12 protein-coding genes are annotated in these 13,568 nt (G+C 41.5%); 8 read left to right on the top strand and 4 right to left on the bottom strand.

The genetic code is table 11. The features are described from left to right. Window positions 1-70 precede the first annotated feature (70 nt). Complete coding sequence (gene tolC / locus PSF67_RS00470; protein ID WP_102137832.1) at window positions 71-1,459, bottom strand: outer membrane channel protein TolC; 1,389 nt, start codon at window positions 1,457-1,459, stop codon at window positions 71-73. 305 nt (window positions 1,460-1,764) lie between these two features. Between tolC and nudF the strand changes: the two genes are divergently transcribed. The 7 genes from nudF (at window position 1,765) to ftsP (ending at window position 10,860) form a co-directional block, all read left to right on the top strand. Next, the gene (nudF, locus tag PSF67_RS00465) at window positions 1,765-2,403 is read left to right on the top strand and encodes an ADP-ribose diphosphatase (RefSeq protein WP_166264417.1); all 639 of its coding nucleotides are present in this window, start codon (window positions 1,765-1,767) and stop codon (window positions 2,401-2,403) included. 144 nt (window positions 2,404-2,547) lie between these two features. Then, window positions 2,548-3,387 (top strand): 3',5'-cyclic-AMP phosphodiesterase, encoded by an 840-nt coding sequence (gene cpdA, locus PSF67_RS00460; protein ID WP_102137830.1) that lies wholly within the window; start codon window positions 2,548-2,550, stop codon window positions 3,385-3,387. 7 nt (window positions 3,388-3,394) lie between these two features. Then, on the top strand, window positions 3,395-3,976 hold the full coding sequence (gene yqiA, locus PSF67_RS00455; protein WP_166264419.1) for an esterase YqiA: 582 nt from the start codon (window positions 3,395-3,397) through the stop codon (window positions 3,974-3,976). 87 nt (window positions 3,977-4,063) lie between these two features. Then, window positions 4,064-5,959: a DNA topoisomerase IV subunit B gene (parE, locus tag PSF67_RS00450; RefSeq protein ID WP_102137828.1), complete on the top strand. Its 1,896-nt coding sequence runs from the start codon at window positions 4,064-4,066 to the stop codon at window positions 5,957-5,959. A gap of 33 nt (window positions 5,960-5,992) precedes the next feature. After that, window positions 5,993-8,248 carry a DNA topoisomerase IV subunit A gene (gene parC / locus PSF67_RS00445; RefSeq protein ID WP_272676340.1) on the top strand — a complete coding sequence of 752 codons (2,256 nt, stop codon included), beginning with the start codon at window positions 5,993-5,995 and terminating at the stop codon, window positions 8,246-8,248. Window positions 8,249-8,357: 109 nt separating this feature from the next. Next, entirely contained in the window at window positions 8,358-9,092 is a 735-nt protein-coding gene (locus PSF67_RS00440; protein WP_206275822.1) for a 1-acylglycerol-3-phosphate O-acyltransferase, read from the top strand. A 352-nt stretch (window positions 9,093-9,444) separates the two neighbouring features. Continuing rightward, a complete protein-coding gene (ftsP, locus tag PSF67_RS00435) occupies window positions 9,445-10,860 on the top strand; it encodes a cell division protein FtsP (protein ID WP_272676338.1) in 1,416 nt (471 codons plus the stop codon). A gap of 72 nt (window positions 10,861-10,932) precedes the next feature. On the opposite strand, the gene PSF67_RS00430 is transcribed toward ftsP, so the two are convergent. Next, complete coding sequence (locus PSF67_RS00430) at window positions 10,933-11,547, bottom strand: LysE family transporter (protein WP_272676336.1); 615 nt, start codon at window positions 11,545-11,547, stop codon at window positions 10,933-10,935. Window positions 11,548-11,783: 236 nt separating this feature from the next. Between PSF67_RS00430 and folA the strand changes: the two genes are divergently transcribed. After that, window positions 11,784-12,278, top strand: coding sequence for a type 3 dihydrofolate reductase (folA, locus tag PSF67_RS00425; RefSeq protein WP_125890327.1), 495 nt, complete (start codon window positions 11,784-11,786; stop codon window positions 12,276-12,278). A 74-nt stretch (window positions 12,279-12,352) separates the two neighbouring features. On the opposite strand, the gene apaH is transcribed toward folA, so the two are convergent. Together apaH and apaG are read right to left on the bottom strand one after the other, a co-directional pair. After that, the gene (gene apaH / locus PSF67_RS00420) at window positions 12,353-13,180 is read right to left on the bottom strand and encodes a bis(5'-nucleosyl)-tetraphosphatase (symmetrical) ApaH (RefSeq protein WP_195697677.1); all 828 of its coding nucleotides are present in this window, start codon (window positions 13,178-13,180) and stop codon (window positions 12,353-12,355) included. Between the two features lie 2 nt (window positions 13,181-13,182). Further along, a complete protein-coding gene (gene apaG, locus PSF67_RS00415) occupies window positions 13,183-13,560 on the bottom strand; it encodes a Co2+/Mg2+ efflux protein ApaG (RefSeq protein WP_004257676.1) in 378 nt (125 codons plus the stop codon). Window positions 13,561-13,568: the final 8 nt, after the last annotated feature.

Below are 13,568 nucleotides of genomic sequence, written 5' to 3'. Positions count from 1 at the left end.
AACGATTTACTTGGCTAATAACCCGCTATGTAAGCGGGCCATTATATCATTTTCAAATAAACTAAGAATTTTAGTTCATTTTTGGTGCATTGGTACTACGAATAATACTACTTGCAGAGGTTGAAATCTCTTTACCTAAATTCGCATTTAGGCGTGCAATATCGTCTTCGTTTAATGTACCACGAGCAAATTCAATATTCAGTTGGTTAATCATGTAGTCGTAACGCGCATTAGACAGATTTTGTTTCGCTTGGTATAGCGCTGTTGTTGCTGTCAATACGTCAACAATGGTACGTGTCCCTACTTGATAGCCGGCCTCCATCGCATCTAATGAGCTTTGTGCGGAAACAACGACTTGTTTGTAAGCATTAATACTACTGATTGACGATGATACGTTATTAAATGATGAGCGAACTAACTGAATCACATTGCGGTAAACGCTTTCAAGTTGTTCACTAGCACCTTGGAAACCATATTGTGCTTGTTCAACCTGAGAACTGACTGCGCCACCAGTATACAGTGGAATGCTTAAATTTAAGCCAATGCTATTTTGGCCGTTATAGCTGTTGCTCGCACTACCGCCATATGGCGTGTTATAACCGCTGCCGTGTTGGTAACTATTTGTGACTGTTGTTGATGCATCTAAGTTAACTGTTGGCATGTGGCCTGTTTCTGCTAAACGGATGTTTTCACGAGAAACATCTTGCGCTAAACGTGCGCTTAACAGGCTGAGGTTACGCTCTTCGGCTTCTTTTAGGATAGCGTTGATATCGCCCAGCTCATTAGTTTTAAAGCGGTCGATATTTAAAGAGGCGAGTTGGCTGTAGTACACGCCACTGACTTGACGCAGTTTTTCAATCGCATTTTCTAACTCGTTACGGCCTGCAACTTCTTGTGCAATAACGCTATCATAGTTTGCACGGGCGTTTTGCACGTCGGTAATGGCAACAAGACCTACGTTAAAACGTTGTGTAACTTGGTCTAATTGGCGATAAACCGCTTCTTTATTTGCTTCAATATAAGATAACGCGTCAATCGCTTTTAAGACGTTAAAATACGCAGTTGCAGTATTTAAAATTAATTGCTGTTGACTTGTTTGATACGTGACATCAGAAATACCCGCAGTTTTTTCTTGGATAGTTAATTGACGCCATTTCGACATATCAAACACAACTTGGGTCAGTTTCAGTGAAGCATTTAAACCTGTGCTTTCAGTGTTTCTTGCGTCACGGTAACCACTGCCGTAGCTAGCGCCTGCACCTAAACCTAATTGTGGCAACAATGGGCTGCGAGATTCATTAATTTTTTCAAAAGCTTGATTACGTTCAGCTAATGATTTTCTTAATTCAGGGTTACTTTCTTTGGATTTTTGGTAAACCTGTAGTAAATCTTCTGCAAAGCTATTGGTACTGAGACCCACAAAACTCATCGAAATTAAAAGGGGAAGCAGTTTCTTCATTTTGATTCCTTGATTAAACAGCAAATTAAGTTGAGTCTGTTGCCTAAAACGTACCATGCCTAACTAGGCGATAGATATTAAATTATCCGTTTTAGAGACAGTTATTAAAAACAGACACTATGTTGCTCTTTGATTTGAATAATGGCGCTTATTGTAACAGAGTATCACTTCTATTAACGGTAGCCTTTTGTGCCATTTTGTCTCAATTTATTAAACATTACCTCATCTAAGGTTAAAAAACCTCAAAAACTGTTTTAATCCACAATTATTTCCTTAAGATGGAATAATTGAGTTTGGAGAATGAAATGACAAAACAAATAGAGCAGCCAATTAAATACGGCAAAAATGATGTTGAAATTATATCCAAGCGTAAATTATTTAATGGTTTTTTTCAAATGGTTGAATATCAATTTCGTCATCGCCTCTTCGCGGGCGGATGGAGTAAAGAAATTCGCCGTGAAGTTTTTGAGCGGGGCCATGCAGGCGTAGTTTTACCCTATGACCCGAAAGCTGATAGTGTTGTTTTGATTGAACAAATTAGGTTACCTGCAATCGAAACGAGTGAAACACCTTGGTTACTCGAAGCCATTGCGGGAATGATAGAGCAGAACGAATCACCCGAAGAAGTTATTCGCCGTGAAGCCATTGAGGAAGCCGGGCTGATTATTGGCCGCACTGAAAAAGCGCTAAGTTATCTTTCTAGCCCTGGCGGGACAACTGAGCGCATGCATGTATTTATCGGTGAAGCCGATAGCAGCCAAGCGGAAGGTGTGCATGGTCTCGCGTCAGAAAATGAAGATATTCGTGTACATGTGGTTAGCCGAGAACAAGCTTATCAATGGGTTGAAGATGGCACAATTGATAATGCGGCAACCGTGATAGCGATTCAATGGTTACAACTTCACTATCAAAAACTACATGAAAAGTGGATGAAATCGTTTTAAATACCGATTAATCTGGTGAAGTGTGTGCTGATTAGCAGAAAGTTAGAAAGTAAAGTTTTAAGATAGTTGTAAGTGTGTTTAGCTTTTATATAGTTGTAATGAATAGATTAGGTACTAAATAATATTTAAGGAAAAGGAATACTTTTGGACAGCCAGCTTGAAGTGACTGCAAAGAACTCTAAAATTGTGAGAATTTTACAGGTTACTGATACGCATCTTTTCGCTAATACAGAAAATACGCTTTTAGGGGTAAATACTTACAAAAGCTATCAGGCGGTACTTGATGCTATCACTGAGGAAAATCTCCCAATTGACTTAATTGTTGCGACAGGGGATTTAGTTCAAGACCAATCACCACAAGCTTATCAGCATTTTGCGGATGGCATTGCGCGTATCCCTGCTCCTTGTGTATGGCTTCCTGGTAATCATGACTACCCGCCTGCGATGGTAGAAACACTCCGAGTCGCTGGGATTTCAAGTGCTAAACAAATTTTGATTGGCGATGAATGGCAAATCTTGATGCTTGATAGCCAACTTCAAGATGTACCTCATGGCGAGCTTTCTGAACAACAATTGGAATGGATGAAAGCCAGCTTAGATGCTGAACCTGAGCGTACTACATTGATTATGCTGCATCACCACCCTCTAGCTTCGGGTTGTACTTGGCTTGATCAGCACAGCTTGAGAAACTCACATATTTTAGCTGACTACTTAAAAAACTATTCAAATGTTAAAGCGATGCTATGTGGCCATATTCATCAAGAAATGGATGAAAATTGGCACGGTATTCGGTTGTTAGCAACGCCTTCTACCTGTGTGCAGTTTAAGCCTCACTGTACTAATTTTGCGCTAGACACCGTCGCGCCAGGTTGGCGATATTTAGAATTAAGTATTAATGAACAAAACCAAAGGCATATTACAACTCGCGTTCACCGTTTAGATACAAGGGAGTTTAGCCCTGATCTTGACTCTGACGGTTATTAATTCGCTTATGTCTACTTTACTTTATATTCATGGTTTTAATAGTTCACCTCAATCCGCTAAAGCTAATAATTTAAAGCAATGGATTGATGCGAATTATCCGCATATTAATATGCTTGTACCGCAATTGCCAAATTACCCTCAGCAAGCTCAAGCCATGTTGGATGATATTATCCAACAGCATCAGCATGAAAAAATGGGGCTAGTCGGCTCTTCACTCGGTGGTTATTTTTCGCTTTGGTTTTCAGAACGTTATCAGCTTCCTGCTGTCGTCGTAAACCCCGCAGTGCGTCCTTTTGATTTACTGCAAGATTACTTAGGCGACAATACAAACCCATATACTCATGCACAATATGTGTTGGAAGAAAAGCATATCCATGAGCTAAAATCTTTATACATTGAAAGATTAACTTCCCCTCATCTTATTTGGTTGTTACAACAAATGGGCGATGAAGTACTTGATTATCGAGAGGCTGTTGCCTATCTTTCAAAGTGCAAACAAACTGTGGAACCTGACGGTAATCATGCCTTTATTGGTTTTGAATCTTACTTTTCTCAAATTGTTGATTTCCTACAATTGGCAGAGAAATAGTGTCAAAACGTATGAACACTGTTATTATCAACAGTAACTCACTGATTGAATAGTTCAATTAATCACCTATTACCGCAGAATGACAACATGACTCAATCTAGTTATAACGCAGAGGCCATTGAAGTCCTCAGTGGTTTAGAGCCTGTTCGCCGTCGTCCGGGGATGTATACCGACACCAGTCGACCGAACCATTTGGCTCAAGAAGTAATTGATAATAGCGTCGATGAAGCGCTTGCGGGGCACGCGAGCCACATCGAGGTTATTTTACATGACGATCAATCCCTTGAAGTCATCGATGATGGGCGCGGTATGCCTGTCGATATCCACCCTGAAATGAAAGTGTCAGCGGTTGAACTGATTTTGGGGCAATTACATGCAGGGGGAAAATTCTCCAATAAAAACTACCAATTCTCAGGTGGTTTGCATGGTGTCGGGATTTCTGTCGTCAATGCGTTATCAAAACGTATTGAAGTTACTGTTCGTCGTGATAGCCAAGTGTATCAAATTGCCTTTGAGAACGGCGATAAGGTGGAAGATTTACATGTCATAGGGACTTGTGGCAAACGTAACACAGGGACTAGCGTGCATTTTTGGCCGGATGGCAGCTATTTTGATAGCCCAAGATTTTCAGTAACACGTTTAACTCATAACTTAAAAGCCAAAGCTGTTTTATGCCCTGGCGTGAAAATCACGTTTAAGGATAAGCTCAACAATACAGAACAAAGTTGGTGTTACAGTGATGGGTTGACCGATTACCTCATGGAGTCAATTGACGGCCTTGAGGCGTTGCCACCAAAACCGTTTACAGGTGAATTTTCTGGGGAAACGGAAGCCGCTCAATGGGCACTGCTTTGGTTGCCTGAAGGTGGTGAATTACTTACGGAAAGCTACGTTAACCTTATCCCTACAGCACAAGGTGGAACCCATGTTAATGGGCTTCGCCAAGGGTTGCTTGATGCTATGCGTGAGTTTTGCGAGTTCCGCAATATATTGCCTCGCGGTGTTAAGCTCTCAGCGGATGATATTTGGGAGCGCTGTACCTATGTGCTTTCTGTTAAAATGCAAGATCCACAATTTGCCGGGCAAACCAAAGAGCGCCTATCTTCTCGTCAATGTGCCGCATTTGTTTCGGGCGTGGTAAAAGATGCCTTCAGTTTATGGCTTAATCAAAACGTGCAAGTGGCTGAACAGCTTGCAGAAATGGCCATTTCTAGCGCACAACGTCGAATGCGTGCAGCGAAAAAAGTGGTGCGTAAAAAACTCACCAGTGGACCTGCATTGCCGGGTAAATTGGCCGATTGTAGCTCGCAAGATCTAAGTATGACGGAGCTGTTTCTTGTTGAAGGGGACTCCGCTGGCGGGTCTGCAAAACAAGCGCGTGACCGTGAATATCAAGCTATCATGCCGTTGCGCGGTAAAATCCTCAATACATGGGAAGTGTCTTCCGATGAGGTTTTAGCTTCCCAAGAGGTGCATGATATCTCTGTGGCTATTGGAATAGACCCTGATAGCGAAGACCTTAGCCAATTACGCTATGGGAAAATTTGCATACTTGCGGATGCGGACTCCGATGGCTTACACATTGCTACATTGCTATGTGCGCTATTTGTCCGTCATTTCCCAACACTGGTTAAAGCAGGGCATGTCTATATGGCAATGCCACCGCTATACCGCATCGATTTAGGCAAAGAAACGTTTTACGCCCTTGATGAAAGCGAAAAAAATGCTGTGCTTGACCGCCTTAGCCGCAAGCGAGGTAAACCCAATGTTCAGCGATTTAAAGGGCTGGGGGAAATGAACCCACTGCAATTACGTGAAACCACATTAGATCCAAATACTCGTCGTCTTGTACAGCTAATTATCGATGATGAAAACTACCAACAAACTCTTGCTGTGATGGACATGCTTCTGGCGAAAAAACGCTCGGAAGACCGCCGTAATTGGCTGCAAGAGAAAGGCGATATGGCTGAAATTGATGTCTAATATCCGAATTGCGATGAGAAAGGAACGAATTGAATGAGTGAAATTACTCATGATGGTGTAGAGCGTTTACCGCTACACGCCTTCACTGAAAATGCCTATCTGAACTATTCGATGTACGTCATCATGGATAGGGCATTACCATTTATTGGCGATGGGCTTAAACCTGTTCAGCGCCGTATTGTGTATGCAATGTCAGAACTTGGCTTAAGCAACACTGCGAAATATAAAAAATCAGCCAGAACTGTGGGTGATGTGTTAGGTAAATACCATCCACACGGTGATATCGCTTGTTATGAAGCGATGGTATTGATGGCACAGCCATTTTCTTACCGCTATCCGCTGGTGGATGGGCAGGGAAACTGGGGGGCACCCGATGACCCTAAATCATTCGCAGCAATGCGTTATACCGAATCACGACTATCCAAATACGCTGAAGTTTTACTCAGCGAACTTGGTCATGGCACCGTCGATTGGGTACCAAACTTTGATGGTACGCTAAACGAGCCAAAAATGTTGCCTGCGCGTTTGCCGAATATTCTGTTAAACGGTACAACAGGTATTGCCGTTGGGATGGCGACAGATATTCCACCACATAACGCCCGAGAAGTGGCTCAAGCGTTGGTTGCCTTGTTGGATAAACCTACGCTAAATCTTGATGACATCATGGCATTTGTGCCGGGACCTGATTTCCCAACGGAAGCAGAAATTATTTCTTCCCGTGATGATATCCGTAAGATTTATCAAAATGGACGCGGTTCTGTACGAATGCGTGCGGTGTGGGAAAAAGAAGATGGTAATGCGGTGATCACGGCATTACCTCATCAAGTTTCAGGTGCAAAAGTACTGGAACAAATTGCCAGCCAAATGCGTGCAAAAAAATTGCCGATGGTTGAAGATTTACGTGATGAATCAAACCACGAAAACCCAACACGTTTAGTGATAGTTCCACGTAGTAATCGCGTTGATCTTGAACAGGTCATGACACACTTATTTGCGACAACGGATTTAGAGCGTAGTTACCGCGTTAACCTTAATATGATTGGTTTAGATAACCGACCTGCGGTGAAAGGGCTCGTTGAGATCTTAAATGAGTGGATTGCTTACCGTCGCCAAACTGTGCGTAACCGCTTAAATCATCGGTTAGAAAAAGTATTAAGACGCTTACATATTTTAGATGGTTTATTAATCGCCTACCTGAATATTGATGAAGTCATTGAAATTATTCGTACAGAAGATGAACCGAAAGCGGTTTTAATGTCACGTTTTAGTATCAGTGATACCCAAGCTGAAGCTATTTTAGAGCTAAAATTACGCCATTTAGCCAAGCTTGAAGAAATGAAAATTCGTGGCGAGCAAGATGAATTAGCCAAAGAGCGTGATGAATTACAAGCGATCCTTGGGTCTGAAAGACGTTTAAATACGTTGATTAAAAAAGAGATTCAAGCCGACGCCAAAGATTACGGTGATGACCGTCGCTCCCCATTGCATGAACGCGAAGAAGCGAAAGCCATGAGCGAACATGAGATTTTACCATCAGAACCGATTACCGTTGTGCTTTCTGATATGGGGTGGGTGCGTAGTGCTAAAGGGCATGATATCGAGCCGACTAACCTGAACTATAAAGCGGGAGATGGCTTTAAAGGGGCAGCGCGAGGCAAGTCAAATCAAGCAGCCGTGTTCCTTGATACCACAGGGCGCAGTTATTCTGTTGACCCGCTGGAGTTGCCATCTGCACGCAGTCAGGGTGAGCCTTTAACCGGTAAGTTAACCTTGCCACCTAGCGCAACCATTGAACATGTGTTAATGGCGCCTGACGAACAAAAATATTTAATGGCTTCGGATGCAGGTTACGGTTTTATTTGTACCTTCAATGATTTAGTCACTAAAAATAAAACAGGTAAAGCCTTAATTTCTTTACCTGAAAATGCAAAAGTATTGGCGCCAATTGAGTTGCATAATGAGCAAGAAGATCTGCTGTTGGCAATTACCAAAGCAGGGCGTATGTTAATATTCCCTGTGGCAGATCTACCTCAGCTTTCGAAAGGTAAAGGGAATAAAATTATCAATATTGCCGGTGCGCAAGCGGCAACTGGCGATGATTTATTGACTTGGTTGATGATTTTGCCTGTGGGGGCATCAATGACCTTGCATTTTGGTAAGCGGAAGCTGAAGTTTAAAGCAGAAGACTTGCAAAAATACCGCTCAGAACGAGGTCGTAAAGGGACGTCGTTACCGCGCGGAATGCACAATATTGAGCGTATTGATATTGAGCCAGTAGAGTCTAAATAATTAACAAAGAACAAACCTTATAAACCTTTTTTAGTATGAACTTCAAAAGGTTTATAAGTAGATAATATTCATCATGGGGCTGAAAAGCTTCTTACAATTTGGGGTTAGTATGTTAGCGCTTATTAGAGCGATCATTGTTATTATTTATACGATTGCGGTGTGTGTAGGGGGCGGGATTTACTGCCTATTTAGCCCACGCAACCCAAAACACGTAATGACATTTGGTCACATGTTCGGGCGGTTATCAGTCGTTTTTGGGATTAACGTCATAAATCGCGTACCTGAGAAAGCGAAGAGCTATGGCCCGAGTATTTATATTGGTAATCACCAAAACAATTACGACATGGTGACCATGTCAAATGGGGTGTTACCAAGAACGGTGACTGTGGGTAAAAAAAGCTTGGTTTATATACCTTTTTTTGGCTTTTTGTATTGGATCACGGGTAATATTTTAATCGACCGCGCTAATCGCTCTAAAGCCCATAACACAATTACGCAAGTTGCTGACCAGATTAAAAAACGTAAAATTTCGGTATGGATGTTCCCTGAAGGGACTCGCAGTCGTGGCCGTGGTTTACTGCCATTTAAAACGGGTGCATTTCATGCCGCGATCGCCGCAGGGGTACCGATTGTGCCTGTTTGCGTTTCGAGCACACAAGGTAAAATTAAGCTAAACCGTTGGAATAACGGTACCGTTATTATTGAAATGCTAGACCCTATCGATACATCGCTTTATAGCCGTGAGCAAGTTAGGGAATTATCTGAGTATTGTCATGCTTTAATGGAAGCAAAAATTAAAGCGCTCGATCTTGAGGTTGAAGAGATGGCAAAACAAGGTAAATAGCCTAATCGATTGAATTTACTTTAATAATGGGCAATATGTGAATATTGCCTATTTTTTTAGATTTAACATAGCATAAATTGACTTTATTGTTTCCTACCTGTCTTATTTCCTTTTTTAATTACTTACCCCTACTATTTATAATCTTATTAATTATATTTTTACACATTTGCTAGATATTTTTAGAATTTAACCTTTTTTCGCGATATCATGGCTCACAAATTATTATGGCCTTAAATTGTTGCATCTAAGTAGTTATATTACTAGCGCCAAACTGAAATTAGCCATCTCATTGGCTGAAAATTTATAATATTAAATAATAAAATGCGCTGGAATTTTGTTTAGCGGAGAATTTATGTCATTCAATCGATGCCAAACCCTGATAGCGGCAGGGATGGCTCTATGTATGTCCTATGCGCCTATTTATGCAAGTGCAGAAGGGGCGACAGCTTTACCTGTGCCACCGTTATTAGAATCACGGTCGGGACAGCCATTATTTTTAACTTTACAAAAAATTCATTGGTCTTTTGATGGAAAATATTCAGCCGATATTTGGGGGGTTAATGGTTCTTCTCCTGGGCCGACTGTCAAAGTAAAAAATGGCGATGATATTAAGCTTATCTATAGTAATCGCTTACCTGAAGCGGTTTCAATGACAATCAGTGGGTTGCAAATACCCGGTACACAAATTGGCGGCGCTGCAAGGTTAATCTCACCTAATGCAGATTGGTCTCCGGTGATCCCAATTCGCCAAAATGCGGCAACGCTTTGGTATCATGCCAATACCCAAGGAAAAATGGGTGAACAAGTCTACAATGGTTTATTGGGTATGTGGATCATTGAAGATGACGTGACGAAAAATTTGCGCTTACCGAAACACTATGGTGTTGATGATTTTCCTATCATTATTCAAGATAAGCGTTTAGATAATTTTGGTGTTCCAGAATATAAAGCAGATGAAAATGGCTTTTTAGGCGATACATTACTGGTTAACGGCGTGCAAGATCCTTATGTTGAGGTTTCTCGAGGGTGGGTTCGTTTACGGTTATTAAATGCGTCGAACTCCCGTCATTATGTGATGAAAATCAGTGATGGTCGCCCATTCTCGTTAATTGCATCTGACCAAGGTTTGCTAACCGTCCCTGTGAGTGTTCAAGAACTACCATTAGCGCCCGGTGAACGGCGAGAAGTCTTGATTGATATGGCGAAAACGCAGGAATTAACGATTACTGCGGGTGAGTCAGCTACCTTTATGGATCGTTTAAAAGGGTTGTTCGAGCCATCGAATAATTTAATTTCAACTAATGTACTAACTATCAAAGCGACAGGTTTGATGTCATTAGTAACAGATGGCTTACCAACGCAGTTAGTTGAAGATAAAACACAGGTCACATCCAGTATTACACAACGCAATATTCACCTTAATGATGGTTTTGGTATTAATAATGCGACCATTGATACAAACAGGGTTGATTTTTCAAGTCGCCAAGGTAATTGGGAGCGTTGGGCTGTGACGACAAATGAACCACAAGCGTTTCATATTGAAGGTGTGCGCTTTAAGGTACTAAATCGCAATGGCAAGCCAACACTAGCAGAAGATTATGGTTGGAAAGATACGGTATGGGTTGATAGTAGAGTTGAATTATTAGTACAAATGATGCAACCGTCCTATAACCATTTCCCATTCTTATTCTATAGCCATAATTTAGAGAAGGCGGATTTAGGCTCGGCAGGGCAAATGGTGGTTGCACCGCAAGACACCATGCAATAATGGGCATTATAACAACATTGAATATTCAAAAAGCAGGCGTTTAGCCTGCTTTTTTGATGAGAGAGAATAAGGCTAACTCAGCGCGACTCGAATACCGAAAGCGATTAATACCACCCCGAGAACCTTATCAACATATTTTTGCACTTTTGCTAGGCCTTTTCTTACAGGAGCGCTTTGGATTAAGAAAACTAAAATAGGCCAATAGATAACGGCTAAACCCCAAATAATAAAGGCAAACCACAGCTTCTCACCAACAGTAGAATTAATGTCTAGCACTTGGGTAAAGACCGCTAAAAAGAACAGAGTGGCTTTGGGATTTAATACATTACAGAGAAAACCTTGCATAAAGGCTTTTTTAAACGAAACTATTTCATGTTTACCCGTTGCTAAGTCAACTAAATGGCTTGATTGTGGGAGTAAACTTTTAATACCGATCCAAACCAAATAGGCCGCACCTGCATATTTTAAAATATTAAATAGCCAAGGCGTGGTGGTAATCAAAACGGCTAGGCCTGCAACGCAGTAGGACATATGCAGTGCAATAGCAACTATCACACCACACGCGCTCATCAATGCAGCAGAGCGTTGATAGCGCGCAGCATTTTTGACAATCAAAAAGAAATCAGGCCCTGGAGAGAGCATACCGAGTGCAGCGATGGTAGCAACCATAATACTCGTTTCGTACATGTTATAATCTCTTTTCCCGTTCAATGTTGGCAAATAAAAATGACCTGCTAAATACTTACATTTAGGCTGATATCAGAGGGTTCATTTTGTTTTTAAATGTTATTTTTCGTCGTAAGTTTATCAATTCGAGTATAAGTGATTCAAAGCTGTTTAAGGAAGCTTAAATTTAGTCGACGAAACAATTCTCTTTCCGTATAGTGTGCTCAATTTTTATATCTTGTTTCTAAGGTGAATAGATGAATATTAGCTTAATCGCAGCAATGGCGATCGATCAGGTTATCGGCATGGAAAAAGCGATGCCTTGGAATTTGCCGGGGGATCTCGCGTGGTTCAAACGAAATACGTTAAATAAACCGGTTATTATGGGCCGTGTTACCTATGAATCAATTGGGCGCCCATTACCACAACGTGTGAATATTGTATTAAGCAGTGCACCTGGTACTGATTCTGATGTTATTTGGGTAACGTCAATTGAAGAAGCGTTGGCTGCGGCACAAGCCGTTGAAGGTAATGATGAAGTTATGGTCATTGGTGGTGGTAAAATTTACCAGCAGTTCCTGCCACTCGCGAACAAGCTTTACTTGACGCACGTAGATGCCGAAGTTATCGGTGATACCCATTTTCCAGCTTATGAGCCTGATGAATGGGATTCTATTTTTACGGAATACCATGAAGCTGACGAAAACAATACCCATGGTTATTGTTTTGAGATCCTAACCAAAAGAGCATAATTTTGGGTTTGAATACAAAAATGGCGCTTAATGGCGCCATTTTTTTTATAACTTGCGGTTAATCATACAAAAAATTATTCTTTGCGGCTTTTTTGATATGACTTTTGTCGGTGATATTGCTTGGTTTCCCAATGGAATAGCGTTAAATCGCCTCCCCAGCAGCATCCTGTATCTAAAGCATAAACGTTATCAGGGGTGCATTTTCCTTCGAGCGATGCCCAGTGGCCAAAAAACACTGAATAGTCATCAGGAATTTTACTTTGTAGATCAAACCAAGGTTTTAGCGGAGCAGGGGCCTTTTTAGGGTTTTCCTTACAAATCATATCTAACTGCCCGTTCGGAAAACAGTAGCGCAAACGTGTTAACGCATTAGTACTAAAACGCAAACGAGCTAGCCCCATTAAGCTTTCAGACCAATTGTTTGGCATGTCGCCATACATGGAGTCGATAAATAATGGATAGGCATCACTAGATAGCACCGCTTCAACTTCCCTTGCACACATGCGTGCCGTTTCGATATCCCATTGTGGTGTTATACCTGCATGAGTCATCAAGATCTTTTTTTCTTCATCAATTTGTAATAAAGGCTGACGACGTAACCAATTGATCAGTTCGTCAAGATCAGGTGCATGTAATAACTCATCGAGGTGATCTTTGGGCTTATTACGACTGATTTTACAGTAAATCCCTAATAGATGGAGATCATGGTTACCAAGCACTAAACGCACGGCAGAACCAAGGCTTTTTACATAGCGTAAAACTTGCAGTGATTCAGTTCCACGGGCAATGAGATCGCCTGTTAACCACAATGTGTCTTTGGTTGGGTCAAAATGGACACTTTCCATCAAGTCACGGAGCTCACGATAACAACCGTGAATATCACCTACTAAATATGTCGACATAATTAATTAATCAGTGTTGGGATAGCAAGACGAAAAGCTGGGATATCAACGTGGAAACTGTCCCCTTGTGTGCTTATCATCACATAATAACCTTCCATCGTACCCATTGGTGTTTCAAGGATTGCGCCACTGGTATAACGGTATTCTTTTCCTGGTGGAATAAGAGGTTGTTCACCCACGACGCCTTCACCTTGAACTTCGGTCTTATGGCCATCACTGTTAGTAATGAGCCAATAACGGCTCATTAGTTGGATAGGCTCTCGTCCTAAATTACGAATGCAGATTGTGTAAGCAAACACATATCTCGCAATATCGGGTTGAGATTGGCTTTCTATATAGACACTCTGAACTTGGATGCTTACATTTGGCTCATTAAGCATAGTGCCTC

This window comes from Providencia sp. PROV076 (genome assembly GCF_028483405.1).
Lineage (GTDB): Bacteria > Pseudomonadota > Gammaproteobacteria > Enterobacterales > Enterobacteriaceae > Providencia > Providencia huaxiensis.
This window is presented reverse-complemented; position numbering and strand designations above follow the sequence as displayed.

Bases quoted from the DNA above. Each gene is read 5' to 3' on its own strand.
- tolC (WP_102137832.1), bottom strand. From the start codon at position 1,459: ATGAAGAAACTGCTTCCCCTTTTAATTTCGATGAGTTTTGTGGGTCTC.
- nudF (WP_166264417.1), top strand. From the start codon at position 1,765: ATGACAAAACAAATAGAGCAGCCAATTAAATACGGCAAAAATGATGTT.
- yqiA (WP_166264419.1), top strand. From the start codon at position 3,395: ATGTCTACTTTACTTTATATTCATGGTTTTAATAGTTCACCTCAATCC.
- parE (WP_102137828.1), top strand. From the start codon at position 4,064: ATGACTCAATCTAGTTATAACGCAGAGGCCATTGAAGTCCTCAGTGGT.
- parC (WP_272676340.1), top strand. From the start codon at position 5,993: ATGAGTGAAATTACTCATGATGGTGTAGAGCGTTTACCGCTACACGCC.
- PSF67_RS00440 (WP_206275822.1), top strand. From the start codon at position 8,358: ATGTTAGCGCTTATTAGAGCGATCATTGTTATTATTTATACGATTGCG.
- ftsP (WP_272676338.1), top strand. From the start codon at position 9,445: ATGTCATTCAATCGATGCCAAACCCTGATAGCGGCAGGGATGGCTCTA.
- PSF67_RS00430 (WP_272676336.1), bottom strand. From the start codon at position 11,547: ATGTACGAAACGAGTATTATGGTTGCTACCATCGCTGCACTCGGTATG.
- folA (WP_125890327.1), top strand. From the start codon at position 11,784: ATGAATATTAGCTTAATCGCAGCAATGGCGATCGATCAGGTTATCGGC.
- apaH (WP_195697677.1), bottom strand. From the start codon at position 13,180: ATGTCGACATATTTAGTAGGTGATATTCACGGTTGTTATCGTGAGCTC.
- apaG (WP_004257676.1), bottom strand. From the start codon at position 13,560: ATGCTTAATGAGCCAAATGTAAGCATCCAAGTTCAGAGTGTCTATATA.